This is a genomic window from Actinomadura terrae, from assembly GCF_022751215.1.
GTDB lineage: Bacteria > Actinomycetota > Actinomycetes > Streptosporangiales > Streptosporangiaceae > Spirillospora > Spirillospora terrae.
Genome location: NZ_JAICDG010000003.1, coordinates 866,954 through 887,099, shown reverse-complemented (window position 1 = coordinate 887,099; position 20,146 = coordinate 866,954). Strand labels below are relative to the sequence as shown.

Below are 20,146 nucleotides of genomic sequence, written 5' to 3'. Positions count from 1 at the left end.
CACCGAATTCTGTTCTGTCTTGCCCTCGACCAAGGGACGCTTTCGAAGGTTTTCGTTGCCCTCCAACGCGGGCGCGATCGCCCCGGCCGGTGGCCGAACCCCTGCCTGACCGGATTACGGTCGCACTATATTGCCCTTTACCGACACTATCCACATTGGGTCCGCGGATCATTCAGCCGCACCAGAAGAGTCGTCCGCTCGCACCACCATCATGATCACCAAAGTTGCCTATATCTCCGCCCATGAAAGCTTTAATAAGCGGAGAGTGACGAGCGTTACGCCTGATGCCACAGGCGTGGAGTGGTCTGGAACAGTCCTTGACAGACCACTCAGGCTCATAAATACTGACTTGCGTCAGCGACCAGATTTTCGCAGGCGATCGATGCCACCCGCATGGCATCGCGCACCGGAATCTGAATTCTCCCGCACCGCCGCTGGCCACAATAAATCGAATCACGGAGTTGACGCCTGCTCACTCGTCAGTGGACGGGAGTGATTCTCCACGGGGTGCAAGTTGGATGGACGGGGGTTCGTCCACACAAGTACATCGCTGAGCTTTGCGGACCGGTCATTACGCTCTCCACTGCCATGCCCGAGTACGGGCGCGATTAAGCAGATGCTTCGGATACCCGGAGCACGCCAAGCTACTTGATCGGAGTGCGACCATGTTGCATGTGAAGATTGTTCAGCAAGGCGTCTGGCACATGTCGAAGGAGTCGATGCCGCTGGCCGCCGGCTATCTGGCTGCGACGATAAAGGCCGACCCGGTCCTGCGATCCAACTGCGACGTCGCCATCGAGAACTTCTCCGGAAGTAGCAGCCCCTTAGAGATGGCGGTGCGTTTACTGCGCGAGCAGCCGCCGGATGTCGTCGGCTTCTCGGTGCTGGGATGGAACGTTCGCCAGTTCGCCATGGTCGCGGAGGCGATCAAGCAGGCGAACCCGCGGTCGCTGATCGTTTTCGGCGGGAACCATGTCGCCAACCAGGGCGAACGGGTCTTCCGCCTCTATGAGGCCGTGGACGTCGTCGTCAACGGCGAAGGCGAGATCCCCTTCCGCGAGCTCGTCCACGCGGTGCTGGAAGGACGCGGCTGGGAGGACATCGACGGCATCTCCTTCCGGGGTGGCGAAGGCGAGGTCGTGACGACCGCCGTACGGCAGCGCATCGACGACCTCGACGAGATCCCTTCTCCGATCCTCACGGGCACCATCCCGTTGCTGAACGACGACGGTGAGTTCCGCTACGACGTGGCGCTCCTGGAGACCAACCGGGGCTGCCCCTACCACTGCGCCTTCTGCTACTGGGGCGGCGCGGTCGGTCAGAAGGTCCGCGCGTTCTCGCGGCAGCGGCTGCGCATGGAGCTGGAGTGCCTCGCCGAGGCCGGGGCGGAGACGATCGTGCTCTGCGACGCCAACTTCGGCATGCTTCCGGCCGACCGGGAGTTCGTGGACGACCTCATCGAGGTCAAGGAGCGCTTCGGCTACCCGCACGCGTTGGAGACCTCCTGGGCGAAGAACAAGAACGCGACGTTCTACGACATCGTCCGCCGGATGCGCGACGCCGGCCTCCAGAGCTCGTTCACGCTGGCCCTCCAGACGCTCGACGACCAGACGCTGACCGCGATGAACCGGCGCAACATGAAGATCAACCAGTGGCGGGACCTCGCCGACTGGCTGGCGGCGGAGGGGCTCGACTCCTATGCCGAACTGATCTGGGGCGCGCCCGGTGAGACGCCGGAGAGCTTCCTTCGCGGCTACGACGAGCTGGCCCAGTATGTCTCCCGGATAGCGGCCTATCCGCTGCTGCTGCTCCCGAACACCGAGTACACCGACCACCGCGAACGGTATGGCTTCGTGACGGTGCGGGGCGAGCGCGACGATTTCGAGTACGTCCTGGCCAACAAGGACGTAAGCCTGGAGGAGAATCTGCGGATGCAGCGGTTCCTCTTCTGGGCCCGCCTGCTGGCCGAGAACCTGGTGCTTCGGGACACCTGGGCGATCCTGCGGGAGGTCGGGGATCTCTCCCAATCGGCGGCGATCCTCTCCCTGGCCGACTACATCGAGGCCCAGGACACCCCCGGTGCCCGCCTGCTCAAGGCGGCCGCGGAGAGCTCCACCGCCGACCCGGACTCGCTCGCCCCCGCCCTGGAGTTCTGCTTCACCGAGGGGGGTTTCGACGAGATGGTGCAGGGCTGGTTCGCCCAGCGGCTGGCGACGGCGGTTCCGGCCGAATGGCGAAAGGCTGTCGGGGAGGTGCTGCAATTCGACCTCGACAGCCGCCCCCTCCCGCAACCCGAGAAGCGCGGGTTCTCGCGTGCGGAACTGGTCGTGGTCAACGGTGTTCGGCAATGGCGGGTGAAACGTGAGTACGGCTACGATGTCGCCGCCATCGTCCGCAACGCCAGGCACGCCGACGAATTCAAGCGGGCGCCGCGTCCCCGTCCGGTCGCCATGACGCTGTGGTTCCGCCACGGCTTCGCCGAGCTCGCCCGTTCGACCAATCACGAGGAGACGACCCACTACGTCGCCCGAGCCGAACGCACGTCCGGGTTGGCGGTCGGTTAACGTCCTTCGAGCCCAGGCCCGCCGCCTCCACTGCCGGTCTCCGTGACCGGTCGCGGAGGCGGCGGGCCGAGCCCATTCACCTCCGATCACAGCTGGCCGAACAGGATGAACACACCGAGCGCACCGAGCGCCGCCCCCGCGCCGGCGTCGATCCACATCCGCACGGACCGCTTCGCCATGACGCGTCCCAGCCGGCCGATGATGGTGATGTAAAGGCCCCACCAGACGGCCGCGCAGCAGACGACGAGAAACCCCAGCAGCAGAGCCTGCCCGAGTATCTGCCTAGCCGGATCCAGGAACTGGGGCAAGAAGGTCAAGTAGAATATCAGCGCCTTCGGGTTGAGGACGTTGTTGAGGAAGCCTTGGACCAGCGGTAGGGCGATCACTTGCCGGGGCGGTGCGGCTACCGCCGTCGTACCCCTGCCGATCGGTTCCGCCGCTTTCAGTACGGGCGCCTCCGCCTCCGCCTGCCGGCCCCTGGCGGCGCCGATCAATTGCCAGGCGAGCAATAGGAGGTATGAGCCACCCGCTATGCGAAGCGCCGTGGACATCGTGTCGTTCTGGGCGATGACCGCCGCCACACCCGTCGCGGTGAGAGCGGTCAGAAAGACCAGACTGGCACAGATGCCCAAAGCGGTGAGGTATCCCTGGGCGCGACTTCCCGTGAGAGTGTTCCTGGTCACCAGCACGAAATCGGGACCGGGCACCACCAGCACGAGGAAGGTCGTTCCTACGAAGATAAGGAGATTGTTGATCATCACCTGAGCCGTTGACAGTCGAATGGACAACGCATCCCAGTCTGCCTGCCGGACGGCTTCGACCAATCAAGCTCGTATAGGATTCGTGGAGTGACTCCAGACCTCAAACTCGATACGACGGACATCAAGATCTTGGCGGCGCTACAGAATAATGGACGGATTAACAACAAGGATCTCGCCGCGACCGTTCACCTTGCACCCTCGACGTGTTTAGAACGGGTGAACCGGCTCCGCCGAGCCGGTATAATCACCGGCCATCGCGTCGAGGTCGATCCGGAAAAGCTCGGCCGTCCGCTGGAGGCGCTGCTCTTCCTTCAGGTGCGCCCGCACAAACGGCCGCTCGTCGATCCCTTCGTCGAGTTCGTGCTGAGTCAACCGGAGACGCGCTACCTCTACCACCTGGCCGGCCCCGAGGACTTCCTGGTGCATGTGGCCGTGGAGAGCGCGAACGATCTGCAACGCATCGTCCTCGACAAGTACACGGCCCGTGACGAGATCGCCCTGGTGCGCACCAATCTCGTATTCCAGAGGTGGAACAGGGCCTCGCTTCTTCCCCCCGGTATCGACCCGGCTCAGTTGTAACACCGCAGCGTGCTCCCGGAGGCGGGCTGTGTGAAAGCGCCCGTCGGGCTCATTTTGTTCGATCAGTTGGACGGGGACGGGACCAGGGCGGCTTGGTGGAGGGGGGCCGAGGGGTCGGTCGTCAGGGTCAGGCCGGCGGGTGGGGCGTCCGCGCCCACGAGGAGTTCGCCGACGGCGGCGATCATCGCGCCGTTGTCGGTGCACAGCCGCGGGGGCGGGACGCGCAGGACGAGACCGGCGGCGGCGCAGCGTTCGGCGGCCAGTTCCCGCAGCCGCCCGTTCGCGGCGACGCCGCCGACGATGGTCAGGGTGTCGACGTCGTGCGCGCGGCAGGCCGCGACGGCCTTGGCCGTCAGGACGTCCGCGACGGCCTCCTGGAACGAGGCGGCGATGTCGGCCAGCGGCGCGCGGGCGCCTGTGTTCTCCACGTGCCGTGCGCCTGAGGCCTCCACGTGCCGGGCGACGGCGGTCTTGAGGCCGGAAAAGGAGAAGTCGAACCCCGCGCCGAGCATCGCGCGGGGGAAGCGGACGGCGGCGGGGTCGCCGTCGCGGGCGGCGCGGTCCACGGCGGGTCCGCCCGGGTAGCCGAGGCCGAGGATGCGGGCGACCTTGTCGAACGCCTCCCCCGCGGCGTCGTCGCGGGTGTCGCCGAGGTGGACGATCGGGTCCCGGGCCAGGTCGCCCAGCAGGAGCAACGACGTGTGCCCGCCGGAGACGATCAGCGCGACGGACCGCCGGGGCAGCGGGCCGTGCTCCAGCGTGTCGGCCGCGACGTGCCCGGCCAGGTGGTGGACGCCGTACAGCGGCAGGTTCCAGGCGAGCGCGTACGCCTTGGCGGCGGCCACACCGGTCTGGAGCGCGGTCGCCAGGCCCGGCCCGGAGGTGACGGCGATCGCGTCCAGGTCGGACGGGCGGATGTCCGCCTCGTCCATCGCCGTGCGCACGCACGGCGCGAGCGCGTGCAGGTGCGCGCGGGCCGCGATCTCCGGGACGACGCCTCCGAAGCGGGCGTGCTCGTCCATGGACGAGGACAGCGCGGAGCCGAGCAGCCGTCCGCCGGACACCACGCCCGCGCCGGTCTCGTCGCACGAGCTCTCGATGCCGAGCACCACCGCCACACCGGCCCCCTTGTCGCAATAGACTCGCAGTTGCAAATCTAATGCAGCAAAGGAGCGGACATTGCGTACGGCAGAGGTCAGGCGGCGGTTCCTCGCGCACTTCGAGGCGGCGGGGCACCAGGTGGCCGCCAGCGCCCCGCTCCCGGCCGACGACCCGACGCTGCTGTTCGTGAACGCCGGGATGGTGCCGTTCAAGCCCTACCTGCTCGGGCAGCGGACCCCGCCGCGCCGGCGGATGGCCGGCGTGCAGAAGTGCGTGCGGACGCTCGACATCGACGAGGTCGGCAGGACCACTCGGCACGGCACGTTCTTCCAGATGAACGGCAACTTCTCCTTCGGCGACTACTTCAAGGAGGAGGCGATCGCGCTCGCCTGGGACCTGGTCGTCAAGCCGGTGGCCGACGGCGGGTACGGGCTGGACGCCGGCCGGATCTGGGCCACGGTCTACCAGGACGACGACGAGGCGTACGCGCTGTGGCGCGACCGGATCGGGCTGCCCGAGGCGCGGATCGTCCGGCGGGGCAAGGCCGACAACTTCTGGTCCATGGGCGTCCCGGGCCCGTGCGGCCCCTGCTCGGAGCTGTTCTACGACCGGGGCCCCGCGTACGGCCGCGACGGCGGCCCCGAGGTCGACGAGGACCGGTTCCTGGAGTTCTGGAACCTGGTCTTCATGCAGTACGAGCGCGGCGAGGGCAGCGGAAAGGAGGACTATCCGATCCTCGGCGAGCTTCCGTCCCGCAACATCGACACCGGCATGGGCCTGGAGCGCATGGCGGTACTGCTCCAGGGCGTCGACAACCTCTACGAGATCGACGAGACCCGTCCGATCCTGGACGCCGCCGCCGAGCTCACCGGCACCGCCTACGGCGCGGGGCAGGGTGAGCAGGACGTGCGGCTGCGGGTGGTCGCCGACCATGTGCGCACGGCCCTGATGATGATCGGGGACGGGGTGACCCCCGCGAACGAGGGGCGCGGCTACGTGCTGCGCCGCATCCTGCGCCGGGCCGTCCGCAGCGTCCGGCAGCTCGGGTACGAGGACCCCGCGCTCCCCCACCTGCTGCCCGTCGCCCGCGACTGCATGGCGCCGTCCTACCCCGAGCTGGCCACCGACTTCGAGCGGATCGCCTCCTACGCCTACGGCGAGGAGGACGCCTTCCGCGGCACCCTGCGCCAGGGCAGCGCCCTGCTGGGACGGGCCCTCTCCGGGACGTCCGGTCCGCTGCCCGCCGCGACGGCGTTCCAGCTCCACGACACCTACGGGTTCCCGATCGACCTGACCGTCGAGATCGCCTCCGAGCGGGGCCTCGACGTGGACGTCGACGGCTTCCGGCGGCTCATGGCCGAGCAGCGGCGCAAGGCCCGGCAGGACGCGCAGGCCAAGAAGACCGGCCACGCCGACGCCGGGCTCTACCGGTCGCTGCTGGACGCCGGCGGCCCGACCGACTGGGTCGCCTACGACACCCTCACCGCCGAGGCGACCGTCCTCGCCGTGCTGCGCGAGGGCGCCCCGGCGGGCTCGGCGGGCGAGGGCGAGATCGTCACCGTGATCCTGGACCGCACCCCCTTCTACGCCGAGTCCGGCGGGCAGGACAGCGACGCGGGCAGCCTGCGCGCCCCCGGCCTGGCAGCCGAGGTGCTGAACGTCCAGCGGCCGGTCAAGGGGCTGATCACCCACCAGGTCCGGATCACCGGCGGCGAGATCGCGCCCGGCCTGCGGGTGCGCGCCGAGGTCGACCCCGAATGGCGGCTCGGCGCCCGCCAGGCGCACTCGGGCACCCACATCGTGCACGCCGCGCTGCGCGCCGCCCTCGGCCCGGGCGCCGTGCAGTCCGGCTCCTACAACCGTCCCGGCTACCTGCGCCTGGACTTCTCCTGGCAGGGGACGCTGTCGGACGCCGCGCGCAGCGAGATCGAGGACATCGCGAACCTCGCCATCCGCCGCGACCTCCCGGTCGAGGTCCGCCACATGCCGCTGGCGCAGGCCCGCGAGCTCGGCGCGCTGGCGCTGTTCGGCGAGACCTACGACGACGTCGTGCGGGTGGTGGAGATCGGCGGCGCGTGGTCGCGGGAGCTGTGCGGCGGGACCCATGTGGAGCACGCCGCGCAGGTCGGCAGCATCACCGTCACCGGCGAGTCGTCGGTCGGCTCCGGGCGGCGGCGCGTCGAGGCCGTCACCGGCCTGGAGTCGTTCCGCTACCTCGCCCGCGAGCGGGACCTCGTCGCCGAGATCGCCGCGCGGCTGAACGCGCCCAGGGACCAGCTCCCCGACCGCGTCGCGGGCCTGGTCGAGAAGCTCAAGGAGGCCGAGCGCGTCAACCGGCTGCTGCGCGACCAGGTGGCGGTCGCCGAGGCCGACACCGCCGCCGCCCAGGCCGCGGACGCGGGCGGGGTCCGCTTCGCCCGCGCCCGCACCGACGCGTCCCCGCGCCGCCTCGCGGAACTGATCGTCGATCGGCTGCCCGCCCGCCGTCCGGGCGTCGCGGCCGTGACGTCGCCGTCGGGACTCGCGGTCGCCGCCAACCAGGCGGCCCAGGACGCCGGGGTGTCCGCCGGCGACCTGGTCAAGCGGGTCCTGGACGGGCGGGGCGGCGGGAACGCCCGGCTGGCGCAGGGCCGGCCGCCCGCCGACCCCTCCGCGACACTGACGGCCCTCGCCCACCACCTCGCCGCGTCCACCGACGGCTAGCGGCGCGTTCGGGTGGTGTCGCGCCGTCAGCGGAGGCGGCGCAGGTACGGGTCCCATGCCTGGTGGGGGGCGAGGCGGACGCGGGCGTCAACGGCCACGGCGCCGTCGGGGCGGACGATCGTGGGGTTGAGTTCGAGCTCGATGATCTCGGGGTGGTCGGCCGCGAGCCGCGACAGCCGCAGGAGGGCGTCGCGCAGCGCCGCGAGGTCCGCCGCCGGACGGGCGGGATGGCCCATGAGCAGGGTGGACACGCGGGGTTCGCGGATCAGCTCGGCCGCCTCCCCGGTCGTCAGCGGGGCGAGCCGGGCCGCCCGGTCGGCGAGCGCGTCGGTATCCACGCCGCCCGCCCCGAAGATCACGACGGCGCCGAAGACCTCGTCCTGGACGGCGCCGCACAGCACCTCGACGCCCTCCCCCGCCCTCGCCTGGACGACTGCCCCTTCCATGTCGCCGCCGAAGCGTCCGGCCAGGTCGGCGAAGGCGGCGCGGACGGCTTGTTCGCCCTCCAGACCGAGACGCACGCCGCACGCCGCCGACTTGTGCAGGACGCCGGGGACGTGCCCCTTCACCGCCACCGGGACGCCCAGCTCGCGGGCCGCGGCGACGGCCCGGTCGGCGGACTCCGCCCAGCGCCACGGGGCCGGCGGCAGCCCGTAGGCATCCAGCAGCCGGAAGGCGGCGGCGGGCGGCAGCCAGCCGCCGGAGGGGTGGTCGACCAGGAAACCGGCGATGGCGGCCGCCGCCTCGTCCGGGCGGAGTCCGGGCGGAGTCCGGGCAGGGCCGGGGGCGGTTCGCGGGGGAGGTCGCGGCGCCGGGCGTAGGACCGGGCGTGGGCGAGCGCGCGGACGGCGTTCTCGGGATAGGCGTAGCAGGGCACGCCGGTCTCGTTGATCGTGACGGTCTCGGCCTGCTACAGCACCACCGCAGCCGTCGGTTTGGCGGTACCGCCGAGCGCGTCCCGCAGGTCGGCGAGCGCGGTCGGGGCGACCAGGGCCAGGACGGCGTCGACCGACGCGTCCGCGGCGATCACGTCGAGGGCCTCGCGGAAGGCGTCGGCGGAGACGGCGGCGGTGGTGTCGACGGGGTTGGCGGTCGCCGCGCCGTCCGGGAGCAGCCGAGCGAGGCGCGCCTGCGTCTCCTCGTCCAGAAGCGGGACGGGGAGCCCCGCGTCGGCGCACGCATCGGCGGCCAGCACCCCCGCCCCGCCCGCGTTGGACACCACCGCCACCCTCGGGCCGCCCGGGGCCGGCTGGGTCGCCAGCAGCGCCGCCGCGTCCACCAGCTCGCCGAGGTCGTCGGTCGCCACGATCCCGGCCTGCTCGAACAGCGCCCGACGTGTGATCTCCGGGGTGGCAGCCGCAGCGGTGTGGGACGCGGCGGCCCGCGTGCCCGGCGCGGACCGCCCGGCGAGAACGGTCAGCAGCGGCATCCGGGCGGCGACCCGGCGGGCCGCCCCGGCGAACTTGCGGGGGTGGCCGAACGACTCCACGTGCAGGATTCCGAGCCGCGTCGTCTCCTCCGACTCCCACCACATGAGCATGTCGTTGGCGCTGACGTCGTACTTGTCGCCGACGGAGGCGAACGAGGAGACACCCACGCCCAGCCGCGACAGCTCTTCCAGGAGGGCGATCCCGACGCCGCCCGACTGGACGCCACCCCCGCGCGGCCGGGCACGGGATGTCGGATGCCGAACGTCGCGTCCAGCGAGACGTCGGTGTTGGCGACGCCCAGGCAGTTCGGACCGACCAGCCGCATCCCGTACTCGCGGCAGACCGCCATGAGCTCCCGCCCGTCCGCGACGCTCAGCCCCGAGCTGATCACCACGAGCGCGGAGGCGCCGGACCGCCCGCAGTCGGCGGCCACTCCCACCACGGCGTCGGCGGGCACCGTGACGACCACCAGGTCCGGCCGCTCCGGCAGCTCGGCGAGCGTCGCCACGCAGGGGACGCCGTGCAGGTCGGCCCCGGCGGCGCGGGGGTTCACCGCGTGGACGGCGCCCTTGAAGCCGCCGGAGACGATGTTGCGGACGAGTTCGGCGCCCACCGTCCCGCGCCGCCAGGACGCCCCGACGACCGCGATCACCCGCGGCCGCAGCAGCGGTTCCAGGCTCGCCACGTCCGCCCGCCGCTCCCGTTCGGCCACCGCGCTCAGATACCCCTCGTCGGAGACCAGCGGCATCGTCGTGTTCGCGGCGAGCGCGTCGGCGCGGAAGGCCACGACCCCGCGTGCGCGGGCCAGCGAGCCGAGATGTTCCAGCAGCAGCGTCCCGACCCGGCGGTGCCGCACGCGGTCGGCGACCTGGGCTCCCATGGGCCGGTTAAGGCCGAGGAACCGCAGGTGGAGGCTCTCCTCGCTCAGCTCGCGGTGCAGGTCGCACACCGCGTCGAAGTCGGCCGCGCGCAGCCGCCTGATCTCCACCTGGACACCATCGGTCAGCAGCGCGAACACCGGCGCGTCCGCGGGGTTCTGTGTCATCCCCCCAGCCTCGGGCGGGACGGGCCGCCGGGGCAGGTCCCCAAGGTCATCCCCCTCCGGGACCTTCGTCCCTACCTGACGCGGGGGCCCGAGGCATCGACGCGCTCGTCTTCGGTGCCGGTTTCCGGGGTAGGCGCAGCACTGACTCGCGGACGGTCCGCGGCGAGAGGGTGGGAACGCCATGCAGGACGGCAGGGACGACTGCGCCGCCGTCACCGAGACCCACATCGGCGTGGTGTTCTTCGTCGGCGACCGCGCGTACAAGCTCAAGAAGCCGGTGGACCTCGGGTTCGTGGACTTCAGCACCCCCGAGCTGCGCGCGCGGGCCTGCCGGGAGGAGGTCCGGCTGAACAGGCGCTTCGCCCCGGACGTGTACCTCGGCGTCGCCGAGGTGAGCGCGCCCGGCGGCGCCTGCGACCACCTTGTCGTCATGCGCCGGATGCCCGCCGACCGGCGCCTGTCCACACTGGTCGAGGCCGGGGCGCCGGTGCGGGACGCGCTGCGCGACGTCGCGCGCGCCCTGGCGGCCTGGCACGCCCGGGCGCCGCGCGGCCCCGAGATCTCGGCCCAGGAGACCCGCGACGCGGTCGAGAAGCGCTGGCGCGCCGGGTTCGAGCAGGCGAGGCCCTTCCACGACGACGTGATCGACGCCGGAGCGGCCACCGAGATCGAGGACCTCGCCACGGAGTTCCTCGCCGGCCGCGAGGCCCTGTTCGACGCGCGCATCGCCGACGGACGCGTGGTCGACGGCCACGGCGACCTGCTGGCCGGCGACATCTTCTGCCTGGACGACGGCCCGCGCATCCTCGACTGCCTGGAGTTCGACGAGAGGCTGCGCCGGCTGGACGGCCTGGACGACGCCTCGTTCCTCGCGATGGACCTCGAACGCCTCGGCGCCGCCGACCTCGCGACGGATTTCATCGGCTGGTACACCGAGTTCGCCGCCGACCCCGCCCCGCCGTCGCTGCGCCACCACTACGTCGCCTACCGCGCCTTCGTCCGCGCCAGGGTGGCCTGCCTGAGGCATGCCCAGGGTTCCCCGGACGCCGCCGCCGAGGCGCGGTCCTATGCGGACGTCGCGCTGCGGAACCTGCGCGCCGGACGGGTGCGGCTCGTCCTCGTCGGCGGGTTTCCCGGCACGGGCAAGACCTCGCTCGCCGGTGCGCTGGCCGACCGGCTCGGCTGCTCGGTGATCAGCAGCGACCGCGTCCGCAAGGAGCTCGCGGGCCTGGACCCCCTGCGCCCGGCCCCGGCGGACTACGGCGAGGGCATCTACGGCGCGGAATGGGGCAGGCGGACCCACCGCGAACTGGCGGCGCGCGCGGAGGGGCTGCTCCGGCTCGGCGAGACGGTGATCCTGGACGCGTCGTGGACGTCGAAGGAGAACCGGGACCTCCTCGCCGCCGTGGCCGGGCGAGAGCACGCGAGCCTCACGTCGCTGCGCTGCGAGGTCCCCGAATCCGTCTGCGCCGAGCGCATGCGGAGCCGCCCCCGGGGCGCGTCCGACGCCGACGCCGGCACCGCCGCAGACATGCGCGCGCACGCCGACCCCTGGCCCGAGGCGACCACCATCGACACCGGTGGAACGTTGGCGGACGCCGTTTCCCGCGCCCTCGCCATCGTCCGGCCGCACGGCCACCCTGAGAGATGAGGCACGGGCGTCAGACTTCGTTCGTGGCCCTTCCCACCAACGGCGGGGGCCCGAGTGATCGGGGACCTTTGGTACCTGCTGAGCGGGTATCCGAAGCGGAGACTGGAACAGAAGGCGGAAGTTCCCCGACGACCAGGGGGAGGCGGACGATGGGCAGGTTGCCGAGAAGTCAGCGACCGAACGTTCTGTTCGGCTACGACGGGACCGAGGAGAACGATGCGGGCCTGCGCTGGGCGGTCACCGAGGCCCGGACGCGAGAGCTCACCCTGGTCATCTGCCACTGCTGGCACTGGCCGTACCCGCCGGGGCACGTGGACGACGGCGTCGAGGCGATCGTCCGGCGGGCGGGCGAAAGGCTCCTCGAACGGGGCGTGCGCCGGGCGCGGGAACTCGGCGCGGACGCGGTGCGCAGGCGGCTGAGGCGCGAACCGGTGCTGGACGCGCTGGCGCGCGAGTCCGAGAACGCCGAGCTGATCGTGGTCGGCACCCACGAATGCCACCGGCTGCCCGCCGGGTCGACGGCGATGCGGCTGCCCGCGCAGGCGCGCCGTCCGGTGATCGCCGTCCGGCACGGCGCGCCCCCGCGCGGCCTGGTGGTGGCCGGGGTCGACGGCTCCGTGGGCGGGGACGCGGCGCTGGGTCTGGCCGTCGAGGAGGCCGTCCTGCTCGGCTGGCCGCTGCGCGTGGTGTGCGGCGCCTGGGAGCCGGGCGCGGTGCCCGAATCCGAGCTGCCGCTGTTCACCGACAAGGCCCGGCTGACCAGGACGCGCACCACCATGCTCGAACGGGTCGCCGGGCCGTGGCGGGAACGCTACCCCGATCTCGACATGCGGATCTCGCTGGTGCTGGAACGGCCCCGCGAAGCGCTGCTGGACGCGGCGCGCGACGCCGATCTGCTCGTGGTGGGCGACCGCGGCGGCGGCCATCTCGACCCGCTGCTGCTGGGGGCGACCAGCTCGGCGATGCTCCACCACGCCCCCTGCACCGTCGCCATCGTCCCGCAGAGCGGAGAGCCCAGCGAATCGGCCGCGTGAGCCGGGGCCTCGCGGCGTGGTCACTTGAGGACGGGGAAGCGCTCGACCAGGCGGGTCCCGGCCCACCAGCGGCCGAGGCCGAGGGTGTCGCCGGCGCTGACCAGCGCCAGACCGACGATCAGCAGCGCGTCGATCAGGTGCTCGTCCATGAACACGTTGTCCGCCCATCCGGCCCCCGGCGATGGCGTGGTAGAACCCCGCGAGCGGGCCCTTCGGCGAGTGCCTGAGGAACCCCTCGGTGGGGCTGCCGCCGTCCACCCACGCCTTGGCGGAGGGACCCAGTGCCCCAGCAGCCGCGGCTTGATGTGGACGAGCCGCAACGGCTCACGCAGCAGCGGATTGCCCAGCAGATAGATCTGGCCCGCCGACAGATAGTTCGCCGCCCGCCAGTACGCGTCGACCAGCTCGAAGTCGACGTCGTGCGGCCGCTCGGTGCTCAGGACGTTGGGCGTCACGGTTCCTCCAGGGTTCGCTGGAACCACCGCACCACGCGCCCCGCCGCAGGTATCAGGGCCGAACGTCCCATCCTCGGGGCGGCCCGTCCCGACGGTGTAGGCGGTGACACCATCGATCGGGGGGCGCGGTCCGATGTGAGCGAGGACGGGCGGACGGGAAGCTGATCTTCATTCACGAACGGGAGATCACGTGCTTCTTCGGCTTTTCCTCGCGACCACGGTCGCCCTCGGTACCGCGCCCGCGCCCGCGTCCGCCTCGCCCTCGCCCTCGCCCGATCCGCGCGGACCGCTCCAGCGGGATCTGGACGGAATGGTCCGGGACATCGGCGCGCCCGGCGCGCTGCTGTCGGTCACCGGCGCCCGGACCGTCACGCTGCGGAGCGGGACCGGTGATCTGCGCACCGGGCGTCCCGTGCCGCTGAACGGGCTCGTGCGCATCGGCTCCACGACCAAGGCGTTCGTCGCGACCGTCGTGCTCCAGCTGGTGGGCGAGGGGCGGGTGCGGCTGGACGCCCCGGTCGAGACCTACCTGCCCGGCGTGGTGCGGGGGCGGGGCGGCGACGGACGGTCGATCACCGTCCGGCAGCTCCTCCAGCACACCAGCCACCTCCCCGATCCCGGACCGCTGTTGCCCCACGGCAGGGAATGGGCCGAGCAGAGGTTCCGGCACTGGGACCGGGACGAGCTGCTCCGGTACGCGTTCGCCCAGGAGCCCACCACCGGTGCCTGGTCGTACACCAACACCGGGTACCTGCTGCTCGGCAGGCTGATCGAGGCGGTCACGGGCGCGCGGACGTGGCGCGGCGAGGTCGCCCGCCGGATCGCCCGCCCGCTGCGGCTGCGGAACACCTACGCGCCGCGACCGTACTCCTTCCGCATCGGCGGGCCGCACCCGCGCGGCTACGTCAGGGTGCCCGGCTTCGTCGACGTGACCGAGCAGGACACCGGCTACCTGGACGCGGCCGGGGCGATGGTGTCCACGCCCGCCGAGGTCAACCGGTTCTTCTCCGCGCTGCTGCGGGGACGGCTGCTGCGTCCGTCCGAGCTGGCGGAGATGCGGCGCGTGCTCCCGGCCGGGGGCGCCGTCGACGCGTACGGGCTCGGGCTGGAGGTCAACCACCTGTCCTGCGGAGACCTGGTCGGGCACGCCGGTCAGATGCACGGCTACGCGACGGTCGCCGGTGTCCTCGTCGACCGGCGGGGCCGCCCGCGCGCCGCCGCGACCATGTCGATGACCACCGAGCCCGAGGACATGGACGACTTCCGCCGCGCCATGCACGTCATCGACACCGCCCTGTGCGGCTAGGCGGGGCCGCGCGGCGGGGGGCGCTCTCCACGGGCGCGGGCAGGGTCGATCGGCTGGCCATGAACCAGGCGAGGGCGGCGGCGGCGACGCAGATGGCTGCGGAGATCCACAGCACCATGACGTAGCCGCCCTCCGCGGGTCGACCGTCGCCGCCCGCGTGGGCGGCCAGGATGGTGGCGGTGAGCGCGCTGCCCAAGGAGAATCCGGTGAAGCGGACCACCTGGTAGAAGCCCATGGCACTGCCCGTCTCCCCGGCGGGGATCGCCTGCACGATCAGACCGGGAATCGCGGCGAAGGTGGTGCCGAGCCCCACTCCGAGGACACCCGTCGTGACGAAGGCCTGCCACAGGGCGCCGTGGAAGACGGCGAAGAACCCGCAGCCCAGCGCGGCCACGAGGCAGCCCAGCGCGAGCACTCCCCGGGCCCCGACGAGTGCCACCAACACCGGCAGGGCGCGGGAGCTGCTCAGCATGAGGAAGGACAGCGGGACGAGGACGAGGCCGGCCACGACGGCCGATGCGGAGAATCCGAACCCGCCCGAGCGCGGGGACTGCACGAACTCCGTCACCGCCGAGAGCACCATGTACATCGCGACACCGAGCACCATGGCGCAGGTGTCACCGGAGAACACGGAGGGATGGCGGAGCAGGCGCAGCTGGACGAGAGGGTTCTCGGCGCGCAGCTGCTGCACGGCCCAGACCGCGAAGAGCACCACCCCGGCGGCCAGCAGGCCGATGATCGCCGGTGAGCCCCAGCCCCACTCCGTCCCCTCCGCCACCGCCACCAGCGAGACGACCAGCGCCAGGGCGAGCAGCACGGTTCCGGCCCAGTCGAGCCGGTCGGCGGCGCCGCGTCCCGCGCTGGACGGTACGACCGCGGCGACACAGGCCAGCGCGAGGCCGGACACGATCGCGCCGAACCAGTAGGCGCCCGCCAGTCCCCACGCGTCGACGAGCAACCCGCTGATCGGGTAGCCGGCGCCAAGGCCCGCCCCCGCCGACACCGACAGCAGCGCGATCATCGGCGCCACCTTGGCCCGGGGCAGCTCGTCCCGGGCGGTGGCCATCGCCAGCGGCACCAGCCCGAGCCCGACGCCTTGCAGTCCGCGGCCGACGATCAGCATCTCCAGACCGCCCGCCAGCGCGGCGACGGCACCGCCCGCCGTGACCACCGCCAGGCCGCCGAGCATCGTCGCCCGGCGCCGCGGGCCGTCGCCGAGCCGCCCCAGGACCGGGGAGCTCACCGCGCCGACGAGCAGCGCCACCGTCAGCGACCACTGCGCCGTGCTCAGCGACTCGTGGAAGTCGCGGGCGACGGTGGGGATGAGCGGGGCGCCGAACGAGCTGATGATGCTGGCGACCAGCGTGGCCAGCACCAGCACCGGCCCGATCAGCGCGCCGCGAAAACCGGTCTCGGGCGGGACGTGACGGGTGTCCATGGGGCCTCCTCGCGCAAATGCGTGCGACTTGCACGCAATCACCCTACGTCCGTTCCGTGCGGCTTGCACGTATCATGGGCGGATGACGGATGCGGAACTGGCACGTGACCTGGGGGAAGCGCTGGGACGGTTGCTGCTGCGGCGCAACCGGAGCGCGCTCTACACCGCGATCCTCGACGCGGCGCCCCCGGGCGTCGATCGCCAGACCTATCCGATGCTGAGCGGGCTGGCGCGGCTCGGTCCGCAGTCCGCGGCGCGGCTCGCCGACGAGGTCGGCATCGACCGGTCCGGCGCGAGCCGCTATGCCGACCGGCTCGAAGCCGCGGGCCTGCTCGAACGCAGCCCCGACCCCCGCGACGGCCGGGCCACCCTGCTCGCGTTGACGCCCGAGGGACACGACACGGTCGCCGGGCTCCGCGACGCGCTGACCCGGCACCTCGCGGACCGGATCGCGGACTGGCCCGACGGGCAGGCGCAGGCGCTGGTCGACGGCATTCGCCTGCTCATCGACCCGCCCACGGACTGACGCCTTCGCCGACACCTCCCTCTCGCACGGCCGTCACCGGACGGCCGTCAGCTGTTCGCCACAGCTTCAAGCACGCGGCCATGAAGGGGTGATTACGCTCCGTAGGCAAGGGGATGCAAACCGCGAACCTGCTGCTGCGCATGAGCGAACCGCCGTGCCGGAGGAAGGAAGAGGCAAACAGATGACCATGCTCGTTGAGACGCGGCCCGAGACGATCGAAGAGTTCATCTCAAAGATCAGGGAATGGCACGAATCCGACCACGACGGCTTCCGAACCAAGTACGAAGCGGCGATCGCCGATGTGATGCCGCCTCCGTCCTGGCCCAGCGACGGCCCCTACTACGACTGGCGCAACGCCGGTATCGACGAGCTCTGCGCATTCTTCGAGGACTGGTACAACACAGAGCCGACGGTCAAGACCAGCCTGGACTACATCGAGAAGTTCAGCTGGATCAACTACGAGAACTACGCCGGCATGGAGTTCGTGACCACCGGCCCCGGGCTGGAGATGACCGCCGACTTCACCTATCTGCAAGGGAAGCAGATGGACGACCCGAAGTCCAAGAGCCTCATCTCGAAGTGGATCAAGGACATCGGAACGAAGCGGATGGAGGACTACGAGATCGAGGACTGGGAGACCTTCAACGAGTTCTTCCTCAAGAAGGTCAAGCCCGGCAAGCGAAAGATCGACGGGGAAAATGATCTCAGCGTCGTGGTCGCCCCGACCGACTGCATCATCAACATGATCGTCGACAACCTGACCGCGGAGACGCGTATTCCGGTCAAGTCGGTGGCCATGAACGTCCGCCAGCTGCTCAACGGGTCCGAACTCGCGGACAGGTTCGTGGGCGGAACCGCGGTCTCGTGCATTCTGATGCCGGACACCTACCACTGGTACCACGCCCCGGTCGGAGGCAAGGTCGTGGACTCCGACGACAGCGTCGGCGGGATCTACTACGGGATGTGGGACTTCCCCGAGCTGCTCAACAACAACAATGTCGGCTACAACTACGATTACGGGATGTTCGACCGCTTCCGCCGGGGCTACGCCATCTTCGAAACCCCGTACCTGGACAAGGACGGAAAACAGGAAAAGAAGCCGGGCTATGTCGGGCTGGTGGCGGTCGGCCTGAACTCAATCGCCTCCGTGGAGTTCGATGAGGCCTACCAAAAGATCACGTATGGCGAGACGGACCCGGTCCCGATCAAGAAGGGAGGCAGGGTCGGGCACATCAAGTACGGCGGTTCGCTCAACATTCTGCTGTTCGAGAAGGGGCGGTTTCCCGCCATCCAGCTCCAGCAGGGGCAGCGCATAGGCGTCCTGGAGCACATCGAGCGGACGGAGGCGCTGTTCAACCGTCCCCGCCACATGCGCGCCCTCGGCCACATGCCCTTCGCCACCCAGTACTGAGGTACCGGTCATCGAACGGCGGTGGACCCATGCCCGATATCAAGCCCGACCTGGTCAAATCCATTCCCGCGAACGTGTCCAACACGCTCAGCATCGACTTCAACGGCGGCGGCGTCCAGCAGGCCCGGTCCTATGCCGGTCACGTGCACATCGCCGAACCCGAAAGCACGGAGAAGAAGAACCACCTGTTCTACTGGTTCTTCGAGAGCCAGACGTGCAACCCGCGCGCCGAGCCGGCCGACCAGCAGGACCTGATCAGTGGGACACCCCTGCTGATCTGGCTCAACGGCGGCCCCGGCGCGTCCTCGCTGCTCGGGCTGTTCCTGGAGAACGGGCCGCTGTCCATCGGCCCCGACGCCGCCGGAACGGTATCGGTCACCTCCAGCAGCTGGAACCAGGAGGCGCACGTCATCTACTGGGACCAGCCCGTGGGCACCGGGTACAGCTTCTCCGACAACAAGAAGTACGTCACCGATGCCGCGGCTCTGACCGAGATGTTCTGGCAGGCGCTCCAGGAGTTCTTCGACCTTCATCCAGAATACTTGAACTGCCCGCTCTACGTCTGCGGTGAGAGCTATGCCGGGAAGTACGTTCCGGCGATCGCCCTGAGGATTCTGGAGAAGAACGAGAAGAAGGCGGGGAAACAGCTCAACCTCCAGGGGATCGCGGTCGGGAACGGCTGGATCCAACCCCTGCTCTCGCTCCGCATCCTGATCGGCTACTCCTACGCGAGCGGGTTCGTCGGCATTTCCCAGAAAGAGTCACTCGAAAAGGAGTTCAAAGTCGTCGAAGGGCTCGTCAAGGACAAGAAGATGAAGGAGGCGAAAGAGGCGGGCGACCGGCTGATCAACCATGCCCTCGGAGACGGCGGCGGGTTCGACATCTACGACGTGCGGCGGTGGGAGGACCTCCCCGCGGGGGCGCTGAAGTTCTATCTCAACACCACCGCGGTGAAGTCGGCCCTGCACGTCCTGCCCGACTACGACACCTACTGGGACATCGAGGACAACAAAGGCCCGGTGACCGACCATCTCATCAACGACAACATGCTGGACTACACCGACAAGTACAAGCAGCTGATCCAGAAGGGCTGCAAGACCCTTCTGTACACCGGGAACTTCGACACCGCCTGCGGCTACCAGAGCACCGAGGAGATCCTGGACCAGATCATGAAGGAGCTCGGGGATCAGGAGCACGGGGCGTGGCGCAACGCCCAGCGCATCATCTGGACGCAGGCGCAGGGCGTCCCCAAGGGGTATGTCCGCCGCTACAAGGAGAAGCAGGCCAAGGGCAAGGATCTGACGCAGGTCAGCATCCCGCACTCCGGGCACCAGGTGCCCGCGTACCAGCCGGAGGTCTGCCGGGAGATGCTCTACAACTGGATCTTCGACCGCCCGTTCCACGGCTACGACCCGCAGTCGCTCAAGGACGGCGGCAACGCCGGGCAACGGAAGAAGTGAGCGGGCTCGGCAGGGGCCGGGTGCCGGCGGTCAGGACGGTTCGGCCGGCACGGGGCCCAGTGAACGGATCACGGCGTCGATCGTGGCGGCCAGCCGCGCGGCGTCATGGCCCGCGCGTTCCCGGACCCGCAGGCCGAGCAGGGTGGTGAACAGCAGTTCCACGGCCGCGTCGATGTCGAGGTCGCCCGGCAGCTCGCCGTTGCGGCGGCCCTGCCGCAGCAGTGAGCGCATCGCCTGCCGGGTGACCTCGAAGGCGGCCTCGGTCCGCCGGCGGACCTGGGTGTCGGTGGTGCCGAGTTCCGTCGCGGTGTTGACCACGAAGCAGCCGCGCCCGGGCTCGCTCTCGGACGGGCAGGAGACCAGCCACAGCATCCAGTCCCGCAGCACCTGGCGCACCGGACGACCGGCGGCGTCCAACCGCCGCTCGGCCTCGGCGGAGTCCGTCGCGCGGTAGTGGTCGAGCGCGCGCAGGAACAGCGTGTGCTTGTCGGTGAACGTCCGGTACAGGCTGCTGGGCGTGAGGTCGAGTTCGGCGCCGAGGTCGCGGACCGAGGTGGCGTGGTAGCCGCGGCGCCAGAACAGGTCGGTGGCCCTGGTGACCACGTCCTGCTCGTCGAACTGCCGGGGGCGTGCCATGCCCGTCACCCTACCCGACTTGTGGAGCGATCGCTCCCATATTAGA

At 70.6% G+C, this 20,146-nt stretch carries 15 protein-coding genes and 2 pseudogenes; 9 read left to right on the top strand and 8 right to left on the bottom strand.

From position 1 onward, the window contains the following. Positions 1-674: 674 nt before the first annotated feature. Positions 675-2,564, top strand: a complete 1,890-nt coding sequence (locus K2F47_RS23735; RefSeq protein WP_242907202.1) for a KedN5 family methylcobalamin-dependent radical SAM C-methyltransferase — start codon at positions 675-677, stop codon at positions 2,562-2,564. Between the two features lie 86 nt (positions 2,565-2,650). On the opposite strand, the gene K2F47_RS23730 is transcribed toward K2F47_RS23735, so the two are convergent. Next, entirely contained in the window at positions 2,651-3,388 is a 738-nt protein-coding gene (locus K2F47_RS23730) for a LysE family translocator (protein ID WP_242907201.1), read from the bottom strand. A gap of 24 nt (positions 3,389-3,412) precedes the next feature. Here K2F47_RS23730 and K2F47_RS23725 point away from each other — a divergent pair, with 24 nt between their 5' ends. Continuing rightward, positions 3,413-3,904: an Lrp/AsnC family transcriptional regulator gene (locus K2F47_RS23725; protein WP_242907200.1), complete on the top strand. Its 492-nt coding sequence runs from the start codon at positions 3,413-3,415 to the stop codon at positions 3,902-3,904. A 62-nt stretch (positions 3,905-3,966) separates the two neighbouring features. Here the strand turns inward: K2F47_RS23725 and tsaD are convergent, their stop codons facing one another. Next, complete coding sequence (gene tsaD, locus K2F47_RS23720; RefSeq protein WP_372490904.1) at positions 3,967-5,016, bottom strand: tRNA (adenosine(37)-N6)-threonylcarbamoyltransferase complex transferase subunit TsaD; 1,050 nt, start codon at positions 5,014-5,016, stop codon at positions 3,967-3,969. 67 nt (positions 5,017-5,083) lie between these two features. Here tsaD and alaS point away from each other — a divergent pair, with 67 nt between their 5' ends. Beyond that, entirely contained in the window at positions 5,084-7,708 is a 2,625-nt protein-coding gene (gene alaS, locus K2F47_RS23715; RefSeq protein WP_242907196.1) for an alanine--tRNA ligase, read from the top strand. Between the two features lie 26 nt (positions 7,709-7,734). Here alaS and K2F47_RS23710 read toward each other — a convergent pair whose 3' ends face one another. From K2F47_RS23710 to K2F47_RS23695, 3 genes and pseudogenes are all read right to left on the bottom strand, one after another. Further along, complete coding sequence (locus K2F47_RS23710) at positions 7,735-8,400, bottom strand: acetate--CoA ligase family protein (RefSeq protein ID WP_272497461.1); 666 nt, start codon at positions 8,398-8,400, stop codon at positions 7,735-7,737. A 218-nt stretch (positions 8,401-8,618) separates the two neighbouring features. After that, positions 8,619-9,305, bottom strand: a complete 687-nt coding sequence (locus K2F47_RS23700; RefSeq protein ID WP_242907194.1) for a hypothetical protein — start codon at positions 9,303-9,305, stop codon at positions 8,619-8,621. Positions 9,306-9,436: 131 nt separating this feature from the next. Next, positions 9,437-9,886: pseudogene (locus K2F47_RS23695) on the bottom strand (CoA-binding protein); the annotation flags it as partial. 478 nt (positions 9,887-10,364) lie between these two features. On the opposite strand from K2F47_RS23695, the gene K2F47_RS23690 reads away from it, so the two are divergent. Both K2F47_RS23690 and K2F47_RS23685 read left to right on the top strand, forming a co-directional pair. Beyond that, positions 10,365-11,834, top strand: coding sequence for a bifunctional aminoglycoside phosphotransferase/ATP-binding protein (locus K2F47_RS23690; RefSeq protein ID WP_242907192.1), 1,470 nt, complete (start codon positions 10,365-10,367; stop codon positions 11,832-11,834). 149 nt (positions 11,835-11,983) lie between these two features. Further along, positions 11,984-12,868 (top strand): universal stress protein, encoded by an 885-nt coding sequence (locus tag K2F47_RS23685; RefSeq protein ID WP_242907190.1) that lies wholly within the window; start codon positions 11,984-11,986, stop codon positions 12,866-12,868. Between the two features lie 266 nt (positions 12,869-13,134). Here the strand turns inward: K2F47_RS23685 and K2F47_RS23675 are convergent. Beyond that, positions 13,135-13,323, bottom strand: a pseudogene (locus tag K2F47_RS23675) (phosphoketolase family protein); the annotation flags it as partial. A gap of 190 nt (positions 13,324-13,513) precedes the next feature. Between K2F47_RS23675 and K2F47_RS23670 the strand changes: the two are divergent. Continuing rightward, on the top strand, positions 13,514-14,629 hold the full coding sequence (locus K2F47_RS23670) for a serine hydrolase domain-containing protein (RefSeq protein WP_242907188.1): 1,116 nt from the start codon (positions 13,514-13,516) through the stop codon (positions 14,627-14,629). On the opposite strand, the gene K2F47_RS23665 is transcribed toward K2F47_RS23670, so the two are convergent. Further along, positions 14,604-16,067, bottom strand: coding sequence for an MFS transporter (locus K2F47_RS23665; RefSeq protein WP_242907186.1), 1,464 nt, complete (start codon positions 16,065-16,067; stop codon positions 14,604-14,606). The two genes, K2F47_RS23670 and K2F47_RS23665, sit on opposite strands and share 26 nt — an antisense overlap. An 82-nt stretch (positions 16,068-16,149) precedes the next feature. Between K2F47_RS23665 and K2F47_RS23660 the strand changes: the two genes are divergently transcribed. The 3 genes from K2F47_RS23660 (at position 16,150) to K2F47_RS23650 (ending at position 19,464) form a co-directional block, all read left to right on the top strand. Further along, entirely contained in the window at positions 16,150-16,593 is a 444-nt protein-coding gene (locus K2F47_RS23660) for a MarR family winged helix-turn-helix transcriptional regulator (protein WP_242907185.1), read from the top strand. Between the two features lie 181 nt (positions 16,594-16,774). Then, the gene (locus tag K2F47_RS23655; protein ID WP_242907183.1) at positions 16,775-18,004 is read left to right on the top strand and encodes a phosphatidylserine decarboxylase; all 1,230 of its coding nucleotides are present in this window, start codon (positions 16,775-16,777) and stop codon (positions 18,002-18,004) included. A 29-nt stretch (positions 18,005-18,033) separates the two neighbouring features. Then, a complete protein-coding gene (locus K2F47_RS23650) occupies positions 18,034-19,464 on the top strand; it encodes a S10 family serine carboxypeptidase-like protein (RefSeq protein ID WP_242907181.1) in 1,431 nt (476 codons plus the stop codon). Positions 19,465-19,494: 30 nt separating this feature from the next. On the opposite strand, the gene K2F47_RS23645 is transcribed toward K2F47_RS23650, so the two are convergent. Next, a complete protein-coding gene (locus K2F47_RS23645) occupies positions 19,495-20,100 on the bottom strand; it encodes a TetR/AcrR family transcriptional regulator (RefSeq protein WP_242907179.1) in 606 nt (201 codons plus the stop codon). Positions 20,101-20,146: the final 46 nt, after the last annotated feature.

Bases quoted from the DNA above. Each gene is read 5' to 3' on its own strand.
- K2F47_RS23665 (WP_242907186.1), bottom strand. From the start codon at position 16,067: ATGGACACCCGTCACGTCCCGCCCGAGACCGGTTTTCGCGGCGCGCTG.
- K2F47_RS23690 (WP_242907192.1), top strand. From the start codon at position 10,365: ATGCAGGACGGCAGGGACGACTGCGCCGCCGTCACCGAGACCCACATC.
- K2F47_RS23650 (WP_242907181.1), top strand. From the start codon at position 18,034: ATGCCCGATATCAAGCCCGACCTGGTCAAATCCATTCCCGCGAACGTG.
- K2F47_RS23655 (WP_242907183.1), top strand. From the start codon at position 16,775: ATGACCATGCTCGTTGAGACGCGGCCCGAGACGATCGAAGAGTTCATC.
- K2F47_RS23645 (WP_242907179.1), bottom strand. From the start codon at position 20,100: ATGGCACGCCCCCGGCAGTTCGACGAGCAGGACGTGGTCACCAGGGCC.
- K2F47_RS23685 (WP_242907190.1), top strand. From the start codon at position 11,984: ATGGGCAGGTTGCCGAGAAGTCAGCGACCGAACGTTCTGTTCGGCTAC.
- K2F47_RS23660 (WP_242907185.1), top strand. From the start codon at position 16,150: ATGACGGATGCGGAACTGGCACGTGACCTGGGGGAAGCGCTGGGACGG.